Source organism: Westiellopsis prolifica IICB1 (assembly GCF_004323185.1).
In the GTDB taxonomy this organism is placed as follows: Bacteria; Cyanobacteriota; Cyanobacteriia; order Cyanobacteriales; family Nostocaceae; genus Pelatocladus; species Pelatocladus prolificus_A.
In genome coordinates this window covers 1,326,532-1,343,262 of sequence record NZ_NAPS01000002.1, presented here as the reverse complement: position 1 = coordinate 1,343,262, position 16,731 = coordinate 1,326,532, and the positions used below count along the sequence as shown (strand labels likewise).

The window sequence follows — 16,731 nt, the reverse complement described above, 5'->3', positions numbered from 1 at the left end:
GGGGATTGGGGATTGGGGGACAAAGGAGACAAGGAGGACAAGGGGGAATTATTTAACAAGTTTCTTACCACGTCCCCTGCTCCCTGCTCCCTGCTTCCCTTTCCCCGTTCCCCGTTCCCTTTTCCCTTTGAACAACTACTCTCAATCAAGGTGATCTTCATCGAGTTCTGCAATTGCTGGTGGTTCATCACCGGGGGTTCTCAATACCTCGACCATTTCTTGGACTTCTAGTGGTGGAGGTGGTGTGAGTCGAGAAACGCTCCAAGTAACGACAAAATTGATTAACATACCAAGAGTTCCAATTCCTTCAGCAGAGACTCCGAAGAACCAAGGTTGCATTCCGTAGAATTTCACCCCGACTATATAAAAGATAGTGAAGCACAAGCCGACCACCATACCGGCGATCGCTCCTTCTCGGTTTGTCCGTTTGTCAAATACTCCTAAAATAATGATGGGGAAAAAGCTCGCCGCAGCTAAACCAAAAGCAAAGGCTACTACTTGAGCCACAAAACCAGGTGGGTTAACGCCAAAATAACCAGCAATGGCGATCGCAAAGCCAACCATGACTCTACCTACCATGACTCGCCGAGATTCAGAAGCTCCAGGATTGATCATCCGGTAATAAATATCATGAGCGATCGCACTGGAAATTACTAATAATAATCCCGATGCTGTCGATAAAGCCGCCGCTAAACCACCAACTGCAACCAAAGCAATTACCCAAGGTGCTAATTTTGCCACTTCTGGCGTGGAAAGCACGATAATATCTGGGTCAATGGTAATCTCACTGGTTTTTTTATCTGGTGTTAATTCAATTAGCCCATTATTATTGTTGTCTTTAAAGGTGAGTAGTTTGGTATTCTCCCACTTTTTCGCCCAATCAAACTGATGGATTTGCTCAATTGTTTTGTTGTGTAGACTATCAATCAGGTTATAGCGGGCAAAAGTTGACAAAGCAGGTGCTGTTGTATACAGCAAGGCAATCATTAACAACGCCCAACCCGCAGAATAACGTGCTGACCGCACATCAGGCACTGTATAAAATCTGACTATTACATGAGGCAATCCCGCCGTTCCGACCATCAAAGCAACAGTAGTAAATAAGACATCCAACATTGACTTATTTACGAAGGGTTTCGTATATTCTTGGAAACCAAGGTCAACTTGGATTTGGTTCAGTTTCGGGACAATATCACTAAAGATAAACGCCAATTGTGGGATGGGGTTTTTCGTCAGCAGTAAAGAGATCGCAATAGCCGGAATTAAGTAAGCAACGATTAATACACAGTATTGGGCTACCTGAGTCCAGGTGATACCTTTCATACCTCCCAAAACTGAGAAAAAGCCGACGATGACCATCCCAATCACAACACCAGTACTGATGTCTACCTGCAAAAAGCGGCTAAATACAATCCCTACACCGCGCATTTGTCCAGCGACGTAAGTCATCGAGACAAAAATTGCAGCGATGACTGCAACTACACGGGCGATGTTAGAGTAATAGCGATCGCCAACAAAATCAGGAACTGTATATTTACCAAACTTCCGCAGATATGGGGCTAGTAGCAAAGCCAACAAGACATAACCGCCAGTCCAACCCATCAAGTAAATTGAACCATCGTAACCCAAAAAAGAGATTAACCCCGCCATGGAAATAAACGAAGCGGCTGACATCCAATCAGCCGCAGTTGCTGCACCATTAGCGAGGGAGGGAACACCGTGATCGGCGACGAAAAAGCCTTTACTATCTTGAACGCGGGTTCGCCAACCGATGTAGAGATATAGAATAAAAGAAAGGATAACAAATAAAGTAGTCCAAGCTTCAACTGACATTATTTGTCTCTCCTTTTGATACCGTATTGGCGATCAAGTCTATCCATCTGCACAGCGTAGACAAAAATTAACACCACAAAAACAAAAATTGAACCTTGCTGTGCCATCCAAAAGCCGACAGGTAAACCACCTATACGTAAATTGTTCAATGGTTGTACAAGTAAAATGCTGCAACCAATTGATACAAATGCCCAAACAAGGAGAAGATTTCTAATCAAAGCCGTGTTTGCACGCCAGTAAGCCTGACGCTTATTTTGATTCATAATAATGATTTGTTAAACGCTTAGGAAATCATTATTCTACACAACTGGACTAACGCTGAAGATTGTTGATATTTTGCATAACTTGTTGATATAAATCCGTATTCTTTTGTTTTTGAAAAATATTTGCTGCTTGTTTGAGGTCAGAAATTGCTCCTTGTTTGTCTCCAAGCACCGCGCGAGTATTCCCACGATTATTGTAAGCGGCCGCAAAGTTGGGATTTAAGCGAATAGCTTGGTCGAAATCATTAATCGCTCTTTGGTTATCACCTTGGGCGGAACGGGCGTTACCTCGGTTATTGTAGGCAATAGCATATTTAGGATTGAGGCGAATAGCTTGATCGTAATCTGCGATCGCTTCGTTTCTTTTGCCCAATGCAGCGTAGGCGTTACCTCTGTTATTGTAAGCTTCGGCATAATTGGGAGCAATACGAATGGCTTCGTTATAATCTAGGATTGCTGCGTTGATATCTCCCGTTGCAGCGCGGGCGTTACCTCGGTTATTGTAGGCTTCGGCATAGTTGAGAAACAAGCGAATAGCTTCGTTGTAATCTGCGATCGCCTTTTGCTTATCATCCAGATCAAAGTGAACAAGTCCGCGCCCATTATAAGCTTCAGCATATTTAGGATTAAGCTTGATGGCTTCAGTGTAAGCTGCGATCGCACCTTGAGCATCGCCTTTGATATGTCTATACTGACCCTGAGTATAGAAGTCTCCTGCTTTTGATGGTTTTGATGCTGGAGTCTTGGGAGGACTAACACCAATTTCTGTTACCAATACCTCATTACTCCTCGCACAAGAAACAGTTGCAAAGACTATAAATGTTATAAGTGTAGCGATGCTAACTGTTATTGTTGTCAATTTTTGCTCCTCTAACCACAATTTCATAAGTCATTCTAAATAAGTAGATGTTCCTAAAAATTGTGCTAATCTGTTTTATTAATGTCCCACTATTTTCTCTATTTAACAATAAAAGCTCACAAACATCTAATTAATCAAGCAATGCTAAATTATGTGTAAAAATATCTTCTAATCTCTTTTATTTTTGGGCTTTATGTGCTTGCGGTTTATATAGCAGTCTTATTAGATTAAAAAATGAACCACAAAGGAAAGATTCTTGCAGAGAGATTTTGCGTCAGTTCTAATCTTTGAGGAGAATTGGTATAGCATTCCTAAATCATTCCTGAGAGATAAGATCCCCGACTTCTCTAAGAAGTCGGGGATCTTAGCTCTGCGAGGATTGCTATATAACAATCTTAACGAAATTATCATATTGCAGGATTTACTGATCCTGACTACTATCTTCTTCAGTTTTAGTGCTTAGACGCCAAGTTTGTGTTTTCTCTATCTCTACGGATAATTGTTCCAGATTTTCGCCCAAATCTTTTTGCATTTTCTGTGTCAATGTAATTGGTAAATCTAGTTCAATACCTTTGGTTTGGATTAATTTGACTAATTCTGTTAATGCCACTTTTATCGTTGTGCGTTCAGAACTATTTAACTTTAAATCGGAAGTTTCAGATAAATTTTGAGCTTGCATAGCTTTTTTGATGCGCTCTTGTAAATGCTCGTATTCTGATTTGACTATTTTCCAATTTTGTTCAACTTCTTGATACTTTTTTGCGAGTTCGCTTAAGTCTTCTGTTTGCGGTTCAGGGTTACTTTTTTGGGTTAATTCTATTAAGCGTGAATGCACTTGAGCGAGATAAATACAGTCTAGGTAAGCATATTCTATTTGTGCTTCATTTAAAGGTCGCTGTCCCCAGTCGCTGGTTTGTTCTTGTTTGCTAATATATAGAAATTTGCATAGTTTGGCAGCAAGAGTTTTCAATTGATAGTTAGGTAATGGCAGGATATAATAAGGAATTTTCTTTGCCATTTCTAGGGTACAAGTGACATTTTTGGCTTTTTTATTTCCCAAAAATTTTAAATCATAGCTGGCATTGTGAAAGACTTTTTCGATTGCAGAATTCGTCATGATTTGACTAATGAAATCAGCGACAATATCTGGTGAGTCTAATACATCTAAAAGATAAATGCGATCGCCACTCATATCTGTTGCCTCATCTAGTACCTGAATCAGCGACAATCTGGGATGATTACTTTTATAATCAGCTACTTCCGTATCTATCCACAAAGTTGAGCTTTGAGCAAATTCAGCAATCTGAGAACGAATAGCACTAGCCGATGTCAGATAAGGCATGTTGAGGAAGCATCTAAAAATTAAAGAATGTTTTACAAGTGTATCGTTACTCTCAGATCAACACAGGCTGATTGATAACTGTTGACCAAACATCTGAGGGCGTAAGCCCCTAAATTCTATCTATGGAGAGAAACCCGTAGGAAAATTTATTCCCCGTCCAAATTCTTCTATTAATAATTATTCTTGATTTTGCACTTTTGACGGGATTTGGAATTGGAATCTTCCATATGTGGTACGGGTACAGCAGTAATGCCGATAGAACGTACTAAACTATTACTAGTAAATAAATTACCACTGAAATTAGTAGAGCTTCCTAGAGCATCTTGATAAGCTAAGACTGAACCAATGTTTTGATTTTCAAAGTCAAACCCAACTGTATAGAGGTTATTGCTAGAATCACCAGACCCGAAAGTTAAGCTGCCAATAAAATTGTTACTAGGAATAGTATTTGTATAATTGGTCGATATTGTACTCAGCAATATACCCGACGAGTTATAACGCCTGATACCACCTGCAAAGTCACTAACTAAGATGTCATTGTTAGGTGCTTCGACTAATCCCAGAAAACTGACAAACCCTAAACTTTCTGGTAGTGGGGGCGGTTGCGGAATGAAAACAGTGGGGGTTGTGGTTGGCTCTTTACCAGCTACCTGTTCTGGGCTGTACCGTAACACCTGGCTTTCGTAGGCAAAAACGAGGTTGCCAGAAGCGTCATTTACCGTACCTTCTGTAGTAACATAAAGGCTACAGTCCGAGCCAAACAATAGACCATTAGGGCCATTCAACCCGTTTGGTGAGCCTAGACCATTATTGTTATCTGAGGCAAAAACACCCAAGAATTTTCCTGTTTTGCCGTTGAATCGTAATATTTGGTTAGTACGAAAACTACTAACATAAAGATTGCCATCTGGACCAAATGCATTACCATAGGGACGTGTTAATCCATGGCCAGATGCAGCTACACCTAAGAATTTCCCTTTACGGCTATAGCGCAGAACCGCAGAGTCTTTGGGATAGGAGGGATCAAAAAGGTTGAGACTGGAGTTTCCGCCACTGCTAACGTAGAGATTGCCATCTGGGCCGAAGGTCAAATCATCTGGAGCGCGTAGCCCACCGCTACCAGGTGTTGTAAAGTTACCCTTAAAAATTCCAGTCTGTTCGTCAAAAATAATAATACTATTGCTCTCACTATTTCCAATTAACAGTTCTGCATCTGCCTGACGTGCATTTATACATAGGAAACTGAGACTACCCAAAAGTACTGAAGCCGGAAGGATAGAAGCTTTGATCATTTTGAAGTAATTTTTAAAACAGTATATTCGCTAGCTGTAAATTATCCTACAAATGCCGTGTTTATATGAGGATGTTGTTACACTTTTTTAACAAGGTGTCTTGGTGGTTCATTCTTCAACCTTGTCTGCCCACCAAATATAATTATTCGACAATACCTAAAGCAGCTTTTCCATCTGCAATAGTGTTCATCAAATTGCTTTGCTTCCTCGTTTATGGCATGGACAAGGATAGCTCTAATCCCTACAATTGCAGATGCTTGTAAGGTGCGAAGGACACCATCTCGCACCAGTGCATATCCAATTCCTTTGCCCTGCCAATGATGATTTGTCTGGAGTGAATGATTTAGGATTGCTATAGTGTTAGTTTAGAAGGAACAGCCTAGCAATTTTTACCGAGATGAAAAAAGTCGTAGTAGGACTTTCGGGCGGTGTTGATAGTTCTACCGCCGCCGCAATTTTACATAATCAGGGCTATGAAGTAATTGGTCTGACCCTTTGGCTGATGAAAGGAAAGGGTCAATGTTGCTCTGAAGGTATGGTAGATGCGGCTTCTATCTGTGAACAGCTGGGTGTTCCCCATCACGTTGTTGATATACGGGATGTTTTTCAGACAAATATTGTCGATTACCTAGTAACTGGATACAGTAGCGGTATTACGCCTCTACCTTGTTCACAGTGCAATAAAACAGTGAAATTCGGCCCGATGTTACATTATGCCCGCGAAACCTTGGGATGCGATCGCATTGCTACGGGTCATTATGCGCGGATTAATTATAAGGAAGCTACGCGACGTTACGAACTCCTGCGGGCAATTGACCGCAATAAAGACCAAACTTATTTTCTTTATGATTTGTCGCAAGATTTACTAAGCGGTTCAGTATTTCCTCTAGGAGAAATGCAAAAAAGCGAAACTCGCCACATCGCCAGTGAATACAATCTCAAAACAGCGGACAAGCCGGAAAGTCAGGATCTATGTTTGGTAGAAGCAAATGGCTCAATGCGAGCATTCCTGGATAAGTATCTTGCACCCAAACAAGGCGAAATCGTTGATATGGATGGTAAGGTGCTAGGACAGCATGATGGTGTCCATCATTACACAATTGGACAACGTAAGGGCTTGGGAATTGCGGCTGCGGAACCGTTGTATGTAATTGCACTCGATGCAGTTAACAATAAAGTTATAGTAGGCGATCGCACTCTTGCAACTCAACCAGAATGCACTGTCAATCGGGTAAATTGGGTTTCCATTGCTGAACCTGCAAATCCGATTCGTGCGGAAGTCCAAGTCCGCTATCGTTCTCACCCCGTACCAGTAACAGTAATTCCCTTGGAAAACTCCCGCGTACGCATCGTCTTCGATGAACCCCAGTTCAGCATCACACCTGGACAAGCAGCAGTTTGGTACGAAGGAGAAAAAGTTTTGGGTGGGGGAATCATTGAACAGTTTAGCGACTCCTAATTGACGTTTTGTAGGGTGTGTTGTCGCGCAGCGCAACGCACCCTACAAAGTTGTTTGTGGTGAAAAAATAATTGTTGAAACACCAAGACACATAGACGCGGTAGCGGTTTCCCGCAGGGTAGACACTAAGAAATTTTCATTTTCTAGATTTACACTTTGAAAGGGCTGGATTTTCACTCTAGAGGTACTTCATACCTGGTTAACGGAAAAGGTTCTAGCAACTCACCTTTGTGTAAACTCTCTAATCGCCACCAGAGAGTTTGCACAGCTATTTGTTTACCATCTACTACTTCAAAAGTGATTTCGCCGATATTATTTACTCCCACAACCGCTTTTCCAGCACCCCATTTACCCAAATAATCACGATGGTTTTTAGCCATAGCTAAATATTTTTCTAAAGGTAGTTTGCGGTCTTGTCCTGGTAGGGGAGCAGTTATAGATTGGGGTTGGACTAAATTATTATCTTCCGGTTCACGTACTTTTTCATCTTTACCTAAAACAAAATTAATTGTATACCGCCATTCTGGTTTTTTTATAACTTGTACTTCTTTATGCCAACCCCGTTCTTTAACTAAATCTATTGTGGCAGGATTAGTTTTAATAGTCCAAGGAATGCATTGCGGTACGTGATCAACATAAACATGCATCACCCCAATTTCTAATTCTTGTTCATCTTGATTTTCCCACCCTAAAATTTCTGCTTTGGGCAAATAGTTGATTTTTTCAATGGGAAGAAAACCTTTTTTATGTAATGAATGACTTCCACCTTGACCACTAACTTCATTCTTAAATGAACTACTAGTAAATTGAATTGAAATCAGTTCAGTTTCGATATTTTCTGAATTTTCAAAGGGACGGATGGCTGTATATTTCAGGCAAGATGCAAAACTATAGTGGACATCACCAGATAAGATAATTACACGACTTTGTTTTGCTGATAATCCTCGTAATGCTAAACGAGTGATAAATCTTTCAAATGCTGTTGTTTCTAAACCCCAAGCTTCGGGATCAAAACCCCAAGCTGCACTACCAAATTTTTCAGCAAAAGCTTTAGCTGTCTTTTGAATTGTTTCTAAAAAAGGTACACCAACAACAGGCCCTGGTGAAATGACAAAAGTCACCTTAGCATTTTTATGATGAGCTACTTTTGTTATTTGCTGATCATAAGCTTCTTGACTTAACAGTGCTGGAAAATCAAAATCTTTACCTGGAAATGCTCGCCAAGTACGAGTATCAAGTACTATGACTTCATATTCCGGCCCTCTAACAGTGTAATGCCATTTGAAAGAATCATCTGTGTGGGGTATTTGTTTGGGATGACTATTTTTAATATCTGCAAGCGATGGTAAACCAATTCGGCGAATAATTTCCTCTTCGTATTTTGGGTTTTGTCCCTGGAAAGCAAACCAGCCAACAGCAGCTTTGAGTAATGCTTCTCCTGGTTTACCGTCTATAAATTCGTCTGGTGTATTTCCCCAAGCTTGACAGATTGCATACGCAAGTAAGCCATTTTGAAGGATACGTCTACCCAAGGGTTTACTTAGGACGCGATCGCACCACGCCATGTTTAAATACCAATCATCGGTAATTTCATGATCGTCAAAGATCATATAGGTGGGAATATTAGCTAAGGTGCGTCTAACTTCTTTGAGTGTTGTCTGAAAGTTTTTTAAATCCTCAATTTCTTCTAAAAATAAATTTTCACTACTCGCAACTGCGGGTAAATTTTGATTAACATCAGCAAATGTCGCTAAATCTTCAGGTTTGGGCCATAACACATCACACCAAGCAAATAAATACATGGTGCAAAAATCACTGAATGTGAATAAATGACTTTTGGCAATATTAGCAATTTTGTTGAGTTTAGTAATACTTGCTGTTAAACCAGCAGTGTAAGTTGCTAAATTATTACGTTGACCAGCCTGTAATTCTTTAATATCTGTGACATCTGGTAATTTTTCTGACCATCCTAATAATGTTTCGCCTGCATCTATTAACATGAAAAGTAAAGCATCGGCGACATCATCTGCATAGATTTGATCGCCTGTAAGAAAAAGTTGATGTGGTCTTTTTCGCGGATCTTGTACTAATGCTTCTTTAATCATTTTGTCTAAAGCAGTGAATGCATCCAAGCTTTCGCCATGTGGTTTGCGACAAGAACCATGAACAAGACGTAAATCTTTTAAGTCATGAGGTACAAGCCCAAAACTGGGCAAATCATAAGGAGGATAGATAATTTCTGTAATCGAACCTTCAGTATTTAAGATACCTGGATGGCTGATGTTTTCTTCGTTGCCAAATTCTAAATCGTAGAGATAATTTTCACCATATTGAAGTATATTTTCATTTGTTCTAGTAGTAACAGCAACTATATATAAATTCATACCTAATTTAATAGTTACTCTACTTCCTATTAGTAATACATTTTTATTCGTATCCAATATTTTGAGAGTAACAATACGGCTTTCTTTCAAAGCTACCCACACAGTTACAGAATTGGGTGCAGTATGTCGCAAAATCGGCCCTGCAAGAACGAGTGGTAATTGAGTAATTCGTTCTCTTAATGATGTCCATGCCATGTAATTTGTACCATTAATTATACAATTTGTATTTAATAGTGAATTATGTTAATCTTTATAAGATATTTTATAGAACTAAATGCTATTTTTAGGAAAATTTTAATTTGCGATCGCATTTAGTTCAGCAGATGATACTATTGTCTCTGCTGAATTTAATATAAATTAATGACTCCACTCAAAAATCTTCCCCAGGCTGGAGAAAAAGCGCCTGATTTCACTCTTGCGAATCAAGATGGTAATTTAGTTAGTCTGGGTGACTTTCAATCAAGCTGGCTAATTTTGTACTTTTACCCCAAAGATGATACACCAGGTTGTACAACTGAAGCCAAAGAATTTACTGATTTATCTCATGAATTTAGTGCTTTGAATGCTAAAATTGTTGGCGTTAGTCCCGATACTGAAAAATCTCATTGCAAATTTATTCAAAAACATAATTTGTCCATTCAATTATTAAGTGATCCTGAACATCAGGTATGTGAAACTTATGGAGTATGGCAACTTAAAAAATTCATGGGAAAAGAATATATGGGTGTGGTGAGGTCAACTTTTTTGATCGCACCTGATGGTAATTTAGCTTATGTTTGGTCGAATGTAAAAGTAAAAAATCACGTTCAGGCTGTACTTGCTAAGTTACAAGAATTATTTAATGGTTTGTAGTAAGCTGTTATGCATTTAAATTGTATATTTTGGGATCAGGTTTTCAAAAGTCAAGAGTCCAGAGTCAAAGACTAGCTTGGACTTTGGACTCTTGACTCTGGACAGTCCTAAGGCAAGAATATTTAATCTAAGCGCACATCAGCTTAATACCAATTTTCTTTAAAAGTGAAACATATTTTTTTGTACCAGACGTGCCATGGCAAGTCTGGTACATTATTTATGTGTATCGCGATTCACGTGAAATGGTATAAGCACTTTAGTTCTTAAAAAATAAGGACTAAAGTGCTTACTACGAACCTATTTATTCACAACCCAATTACTATCAATTGTAATTTCTCGACTTTGCATAGCTTGGATAAATAAATCAGTTGAGAGTGCTTCTTCAACAGGCCAAACTCCTGGTTTATTAAGTTTATCTTCTAATAAAAATTGCACAATACTACCCGTGCCACAACCAGCAGCAGTAGCTGTATTTTCATAAGTTAAATTAGAGCGATAAACAGATTGTTGATCGTTTTTTTGTCCAGTTACTTCTGAACGAACTGATACCCCAATACCAGAAAATTGATCAGTAAAATCGGTCATTGTATGACTAACATGAGATAAAAATTCGACACCATTAGGGTTTTTTATCCATGATTTAGGAAAGACATGGGCTGCAATCCAAGTCAAATGGTTATAAAAATCAGGAACAGAACCAAATTTAGTAATTACAGTTTTGACTGCTGGAAAAGCATGGGGTAAAGTAAAAGTCTCTGGCATATCAAACCAGTAAACACCACTGCGTCCGTAGGGAGATAGAAAGTCAACAGTTTCTCTTTCACTATAAGGTTTTACTGTTTGCCATTTACCATCTATCCACGCTTCAAAAGGATTTTGTAAACCGAGAAATGTGGTTCGCATTACAGTTATCCCAGCACCACCAGAACCAGATACTAAATAACTCAAATGTATTTTTTCTGGTACATCAAATTGTTCGACATCATGACGCACCATACTATTAGAAATACCAGGAAAAATGCCAGTATTGATTATAGCTGTTACACCAGCAGCTATAGCTTCTTCATGATATTGTAAGGCTTTACTAGTAAAAGAACGATGGTCGCTCACATCTACATAATTAACACCCTGTTCAATACAAATTTTTAGCACGTTTGCATCTCGAAAGTGAAACGGGCCAGCACAGTGAACTACTACATTAACAGAAGCGATCGCTCGGCGCAATTTCTCCACCTCTGCCAAGTCCAACACTATGTATTGCAAAGATTTGTTTACTTGCGTTTGTGCAGGTGTACGTCCAGTGACGATAATTTCTGCTTGTGTGTGAGTGAGTAGATCTTGAGCAACACTACCACCGATGCGTCCCCTTCCGCCAAGAATTAAAACCCGATCTGTCATTGCTCCGATATTGGCAACAGCAACTTTATTACATCAATTTTTAGTTATGATTGTCATCACTAATAGGTATGACATTGATGAGCAAGAAGATAGAATTTTTGTGAATTTTGAATAGATGTGATTTAGGCAGAAAAACTGAAGCAAAAAATAAATCTAACCGCTCACCCCAACTATTTTATAGGTTTTTCGAGACAACATTTATGGCGTTGTTGAATTGCGGTATGAATTCGGATGTACCAGACGCGATATATCGCGTCTGGTACAAAGATTTTGGCATTACGCAGAATCATTTTCATACATGAAATCAGCAACGCCACATTTACCATTGATGAGAGGTATCATATCTTGCACCATTCTCAACAAGCCTAAAAGTAGGGCGGAAATAAATTTCCCCGCTGATAGCGCGCATTCGCTTAAAGACCGATTGCTTATACCATTTCACAAAAAATCTCATACAAATACAGACCGTGTAGAGACGCGATATATCGCGTCTGGTACAAAATTTATGTGTATCGTGATTAACGTGAAATGGTATTAAGAACATTAACCGGTTTACAACGGGTTAAAGCTATAAGCCGGAAATTTATTTCACGACAATTGTTCAATTTTCGCTTACTTATTAATCCCAAACACCGATCCAACTGTAGATTTAATTGAACCCCAGCCATCTTTAAAAGTTTGGGCGATTGGATGCTTAGATTGTAAAAATACCCTAGCACAATTGCGTCCCGGCATTCCGGAAATAGAACCACCGGGGTGAGTTCCCGCACCAGTTAAGAATAAATTCTCAATTGGTGTTTTGTAGTTTGCTATTTCCGGTAAAGGACGGAAAAACACCATTTGATCAAGTGTCATATCAACATGGTAATAATTCCCCTTGTAAGCACCCAATCTTTCACCCAATTCTGCTGGACTTTCGACACGACGGGCAATAGTAGCACTTTTCACATTTGGTGCATAGTCTGCTAACTTGTCTATTACCTTGTCTGCAACTTTATTTTTGAGTTCATCTGTCCAACCAGTACCATTTAAACCAGTACCTTCTGCACCCGCAATTTGATAGGGAGCAAAAAATTCAATCCATGCAGTATGTTTACCTGGTGGCGCCATCGATGGATCTAGCATTGTTGGTACTACTAAATACATTGATGGATCAGAATCAGGAATTTCTCCCAAGGTACATTTACTATGGGCTTGTTCCACATGGGAAATTGAATCTGCAATTAACACAGAACCAATTAGATATTCATTTTTATGTTGGTGATGTTCAAACCGTAATGGTTCGTTTAGTGCTAAGTCAATCTTGAGGATAGTTTCATTGTTGTTAACAATGCGCCGTTCTAATCTTTCTCGTAAATCCGCATCAGCAGCATCTACATCACTTTCATCCATCAATTGTAAAAATACTCGCTTGGCATCAATATTAGAAATTACACCGTGTTTAGCACGATATACTGTACCATTTCCTACCTCTACACCGACAGCACAACCATTATCAATCAAGACTTTCTTGACATGCTGATCAGTAAGGATAACACCACCTAAACTTCTGACCAAGTTTACTAAAGCTTGCACCAAAGCACCCGTACCACCGCGAGGTCTTGCCATACCAGGGTTATGACGCATTGCCATCATAATAGCCCCAATCGCAATGGTTTTTTGTGAAGGCGGCGCACCAAGTTCAGAAGCAAGTCTTGCTAGTGGCGCTTTGAGAAACTCCTCGTCAAACCACTCATTGAGAATATCCTCAGCGCTGGTTAACATATTACGAATAAAGTCCAGCGTTTTATTGGGAGAACCAATTACTGAGAATAAATCTTTCATCTTGGTAACATCATAGTTACCCAAAATATCAAGAATTGACTTTGGCGGTGCATTAAACATCGGAATCATTGCACCTATTGCCCGTTGCCAATATTCAGTATATTCTTTATATTTTTTGGCATCACGTTCGTTGTAACGGGCAATTTCTGCACAGGTTCTGTCTAAAGATTTATGACCTAAAAAATATTTACCATCGGGATGAGGACAAAATACAACTGGGTCACATTCTAAATACTCCAAACCATATTTTTTTAGTTCTAGTTCTTCTACTACTGGCCCAAGATGAATAAATTCATGGTCAATTGCACATAGATTAAATTTGAATCCTGGTGCTTCTTGTGGTAAGCATTCTTCTGTAGTTGCTGCACCTCCCGGAACAGAACGTTTTTCGAGTAACAGAACACTATACCCCGCTTTTAATAAATAGGCAGCACAAACCAGCCCATTGTGTCCCGCACCAATAATAACAACATCGTACTCTTGCATAGTGATAATTTTAGAAATAGATGTCTTTTCAATGTTAGAAATACGTTAAAAATAGTACATCAATCATCAGTCATAGAAATTAATATTTTTCTCAAAATCGATAGACATATAAATTCTGGTAGTTCTTAAAAAAGATTACTAAATATAGACAAAAAAATAAATTTTGATATTTATCGCCCATCAATAATCTATATAGGATTATTATTTGAATTTTGAACAAAATACCGTAAGGTGCGTTACAACGCACCCTACCCTTGATAAAAGAAAACCCCACCCTTACCGGGTGAGGTAAATTCTTAAATTATGCACACACGTTTAGATTACAGAGCGTTACCACGAGGTAATACCTCCTCAGGGAATACAAATTTCTCGTGTGGCTGATCTTGAGGAGCCATCCAAGCGCGGATACCCTCGTTCAGCAAAATGTTTTTGGTATAGAAAGTTTCAAATTCGGGGTCTTCAGCAGCCCGCAATTCTTGAGAGACGAAGTCGTAAGCGCGCAGGTTTAAGGCCAAACCGACAATACCGATCGCACTCATCCACAGACCAGTGACTGGTACAAACAACATGAAGAAGTGCAACCAGCGTTTGTTGGAGAAAGCAATACCGAAAATCTGAGACCAGAAACGGTTAGCTGTCACCATTGRGTAGGTTTCTTCTGCTTGGGTGGGGTTAAAAGCACGGAAGGTGTTTGAACCTTCACCGTCTTCAAACAGGGTGTTTTCAACTGTTGCACCGTGAATTGCACACAACAGCGCCCCACCAAGTACACCTGCAACTCCCATCATATGGAAGGGGTTGAGTGTCCAGTTGTGGAACCCTTGCAAGAACAACAGGAAACGGAAGATTGCTGCGACACCAAAGCTGGGTGCAAAGAACCAAGAAGACTGTCCCAAGGGGTACATCAAGAACACGCTCACGAATACCGCGATCGGAGCAGAGAAAGCGATCGCGTTGTAAGGACGAATCCCTACTAACCGAGCGATTTCAAATTGACGCAGCATAAAGCCGATCAACCCGAATGCTCCGTGCAGCGCTACGAATGGCCACAGTCCACCCAATTGACACCAACGGGTGAAATCGCCTTGGGCTTCTGGTCCCCATAACAGCAATAGGGAATGTCCCATTGCATCCGCAGGTGTTGATACTGCTACTGTTAGGAAGTTACAGCCTTCTAAGTAAGAAGATGCTAATCCGTGGGTGTACCAACTGGTGACGAAGGTTGTGCCGGTTAGCCATCCCCCTAGTGCTAAAAATGCACAGGGGAATAGCAATAAACCAGACCATCCTACGAATACGAAGCGATCGCGCTTCAACCAGTCGTCGAGAACGTCAAACCACCCTCTGGTAGTGCTACGTCCAATTGCGATGGTCATTAGAGAAAATCTCCAAACTTTATAAGTACAGGTTTTTAACTTTCTGTCTGTATTATAGACTGCCATTTTTTGGCTGACTAAATACAGAATGTAAACTAGGTTGTCAATCTAGTTTACAAATTTTTACTGTCTCTAATCATATTAAGTGTTCTTCGCTAATTTTTCCAGGGGTTTTTTAACTTAACTTAATCTTTGTCAATAAAAATATTAAATCAAAATTACAATTAAATTTATATTTCTGGTTATAAATGCAAAAATCTAAACCATAGATAGATGAACGTAAACATATCTTTAATTTACTGCCCTTTTCTATCTGCTTCCTTTGGGTTTGTTTGCTTAACGCTAAAATTAGACCTAAAGTTAAATGAATTAAAGCTAAATGTTTACCATCGATTTGACCGTAAGAAACACTCCCTTCCCAATTTCGGTACAGCGCAAGACCGTTGAAGATGCAGAAGCTGTTTATCAGCTAATTTTGGCAGCAATGAGTTCTGGTAAGCCTGAGATTGTAGAACTCAAGTGTGAAGGTAAAACAGACAAAAAAATTGCCGTGCGTGCTATTGAAATCTCTGGGGTACAGGTAACACAGAAAGACAGTGCAACCACCGCTAGTGGTAGACCACCTGGTTTCTTCGCTCTTGCATCTGAATAAATAGATGACTTAAAAAATGCCGGAACTAGGTATTAAGGTAAAAGACTTAAACTTCAGCTGGCCTTCTGGAGAGAAAGTAATTAAATCTTGCTCGATTGAAGTACCCAAGGGAGAATTTTGGATGCTCTTAGGTACAAACGGCAGTGGTAAATCAACATTACTCAGACTGCTAGCAGGATTACTAGCACCCCAATCTGGTGAGATTGGGGTTTTGCATCCAGTGGGTTTTGTTTTCCAAAATCCTGATCATCAATTAGTAATGCCTACCGTTGGTGCTGATATCGCCTTTGGGCTAGTGGAAGAAAAATTACCATTACCTGACATTAGAACCAGAGTCGAAGAAGCATTAGCAGCAGTGAATTTGTTAGGACTGCAACGACGTCCTATCTATGCTTTGAGTGGAGGACAAAAACAGCGAGTAGCGATCGCTGGTGCTTTAGCTCGTCACTGTGCAGTCTTACTATTAGATGAACCCACTGCCTTACTCGACCCAGATAGTCAACTAGAATTGGTGGCTAGTGTCCGCAAACTAGTAAAAACCAGAGGTATCACAGCCCTATGGGTTACTCATCGCTTAGATGAATTAAATTACTGTGACGGCGCTTTTTTGCTAGAACAAGGCTCTTTGATAGACCAAGGAGAAGCCCAACGCCTCAAACAGCGTCTGATGCAGTTGCACACAGATTAGGGATCGGGGATCGGGGATCGGGG

At 39.8% G+C, this 16,731-nt stretch carries 13 protein-coding genes; 4 read left to right on the top strand and 9 right to left on the bottom strand.

Annotation, left to right across the window (positions count from 1 at the left end):
• Positions 1-141: 141 nt before the first annotated feature.
• The 5 genes from B4U84_RS20085 to B4U84_RS20065 all read right to left on the bottom strand — a co-directional run bounded on the left by B4U84_RS20085 (position 142) and on the right by B4U84_RS20065 (position 5,589).
• Complete coding sequence (locus B4U84_RS20085) at positions 142-1,833, bottom strand: sodium:solute symporter family protein (protein ID WP_131120298.1); 1,692 nt, start codon at positions 1,831-1,833, stop codon at positions 142-144.
• A complete protein-coding gene (locus B4U84_RS20080) occupies positions 1,833-2,096 on the bottom strand; it encodes a DUF4212 domain-containing protein (protein WP_044446963.1) in 264 nt (87 codons plus the stop codon). Before B4U84_RS20080 ends, B4U84_RS20085 begins: the two co-directional genes overlap by 1 nt.
• A 49-nt stretch (positions 2,097-2,145) precedes the next feature.
• On the bottom strand, positions 2,146-2,982 hold the full coding sequence (locus B4U84_RS20075; RefSeq protein WP_131120296.1) for a tetratricopeptide repeat protein: 837 nt from the start codon (positions 2,980-2,982) through the stop codon (positions 2,146-2,148).
• A 394-nt stretch (positions 2,983-3,376) separates the two neighbouring features.
• Positions 3,377-4,297 carry a ribonuclease D gene (locus B4U84_RS20070; protein ID WP_131120294.1) on the bottom strand — a complete coding sequence of 307 codons (921 nt, stop codon included), beginning with the start codon at positions 4,295-4,297 and terminating at the stop codon, positions 3,377-3,379.
• A 170-nt stretch (positions 4,298-4,467) separates the two neighbouring features.
• On the bottom strand, positions 4,468-5,589 hold the full coding sequence (locus tag B4U84_RS20065) for a Vgb family protein (RefSeq protein WP_017310918.1): 1,122 nt from the start codon (positions 5,587-5,589) through the stop codon (positions 4,468-4,470).
• A 397-nt stretch (positions 5,590-5,986) separates the two neighbouring features.
• Between B4U84_RS20065 and mnmA the strand changes: the two genes are divergently transcribed.
• Entirely contained in the window at positions 5,987-7,048 is a 1,062-nt protein-coding gene (gene mnmA / locus B4U84_RS20055; protein WP_131120292.1) for a tRNA 2-thiouridine(34) synthase MnmA, read from the top strand.
• Positions 7,049-7,221: 173 nt separating this feature from the next.
• Here the strand turns inward: mnmA and B4U84_RS20050 are convergent, their stop codons facing one another.
• Complete coding sequence (locus B4U84_RS20050) at positions 7,222-9,627, bottom strand: metallophosphoesterase family protein (protein ID WP_131120290.1); 2,406 nt, start codon at positions 9,625-9,627, stop codon at positions 7,222-7,224.
• A 165-nt stretch (positions 9,628-9,792) separates the two neighbouring features.
• Between B4U84_RS20050 and bcp the strand changes: the two genes are divergently transcribed.
• Positions 9,793-10,284 carry a thioredoxin-dependent thiol peroxidase gene (bcp, locus tag B4U84_RS20045; protein ID WP_017310915.1) on the top strand — a complete coding sequence of 164 codons (492 nt, stop codon included), beginning with the start codon at positions 9,793-9,795 and terminating at the stop codon, positions 10,282-10,284.
• A gap of 297 nt (positions 10,285-10,581) precedes the next feature.
• On the opposite strand, the gene B4U84_RS20040 is transcribed toward bcp, so the two are convergent.
• The 3 genes from B4U84_RS20040 to psbD all read right to left on the bottom strand — a co-directional run bounded on the left by B4U84_RS20040 (position 10,582) and on the right by psbD (position 15,368).
• Positions 10,582-11,682, bottom strand: coding sequence for a saccharopine dehydrogenase family protein (locus B4U84_RS20040; RefSeq protein WP_131120288.1), 1,101 nt, complete (start codon positions 11,680-11,682; stop codon positions 10,582-10,584).
• Positions 11,683-12,294: 612 nt separating this feature from the next.
• Positions 12,295-14,025, bottom strand: a complete 1,731-nt coding sequence (gene crtO / locus B4U84_RS20035; protein ID WP_269208979.1) for a beta-carotene ketolase CrtO — start codon at positions 14,023-14,025, stop codon at positions 12,295-12,297.
• A gap of 287 nt (positions 14,026-14,312) precedes the next feature.
• Positions 14,313-15,368 carry a photosystem II reaction center subunit D2 gene (psbD, locus tag B4U84_RS20030; protein WP_131120286.1) on the bottom strand — a complete coding sequence of 352 codons (1,056 nt, stop codon included), beginning with the start codon at positions 15,366-15,368 and terminating at the stop codon, positions 14,313-14,315.
• Between the two features lie 379 nt (positions 15,369-15,747).
• On the opposite strand from psbD, the gene B4U84_RS20025 reads away from it, so the two are divergent.
• Complete coding sequence (locus B4U84_RS20025; protein ID WP_044446974.1) at positions 15,748-16,020, top strand: UPF0367 protein family; 273 nt, start codon at positions 15,748-15,750, stop codon at positions 16,018-16,020.
• 16 nt (positions 16,021-16,036) lie between these two features.
• Positions 16,037-16,708, top strand: a complete 672-nt coding sequence (locus B4U84_RS20020; protein WP_017310911.1) for an ABC transporter ATP-binding protein — start codon at positions 16,037-16,039, stop codon at positions 16,706-16,708.
• Positions 16,709-16,731: the final 23 nt, after the last annotated feature.

Excerpts from the sequence above, each read along its gene's own strand:
- B4U84_RS20085 (WP_131120298.1), bottom strand. The coding sequence starts at position 1,833 with ATGTCAGTTGAAGCTTGGACTACTTTATTTGTTATCCTTTCTTTTATT.
- B4U84_RS20080 (WP_044446963.1), bottom strand. The coding sequence starts at position 2,096 with ATGAATCAAAATAAGCGTCAGGCTTACTGGCGTGCAAACACGGCTTTG.
- B4U84_RS20075 (WP_131120296.1), bottom strand. The coding sequence starts at position 2,982 with ATGAAATTGTGGTTAGAGGAGCAAAAATTGACAACAATAACAGTTAGC.
- B4U84_RS20070 (WP_131120294.1), bottom strand. The coding sequence starts at position 4,297 with ATGCCTTATCTGACATCGGCTAGTGCTATTCGTTCTCAGATTGCTGAA.
- B4U84_RS20065 (WP_017310918.1), bottom strand. The coding sequence starts at position 5,589 with ATGATCAAAGCTTCTATCCTTCCGGCTTCAGTACTTTTGGGTAGTCTC.
- mnmA (WP_131120292.1), top strand. The coding sequence starts at position 5,987 with ATGAAAAAAGTCGTAGTAGGACTTTCGGGCGGTGTTGATAGTTCTACC.
- B4U84_RS20050 (WP_131120290.1), bottom strand. The coding sequence starts at position 9,627 with ATGGCATGGACATCATTAAGAGAACGAATTACTCAATTACCACTCGTT.
- bcp (WP_017310915.1), top strand. The coding sequence starts at position 9,793 with ATGACTCCACTCAAAAATCTTCCCCAGGCTGGAGAAAAAGCGCCTGAT.
- B4U84_RS20040 (WP_131120288.1), bottom strand. The coding sequence starts at position 11,682 with ATGACAGATCGGGTTTTAATTCTTGGCGGAAGGGGACGCATCGGTGGT.
- B4U84_RS20025 (WP_044446974.1), top strand. The coding sequence starts at position 15,748 with ATGTTTACCATCGATTTGACCGTAAGAAACACTCCCTTCCCAATTTCG.
- B4U84_RS20020 (WP_017310911.1), top strand. The coding sequence starts at position 16,037 with ATGCCGGAACTAGGTATTAAGGTAAAAGACTTAAACTTCAGCTGGCCT.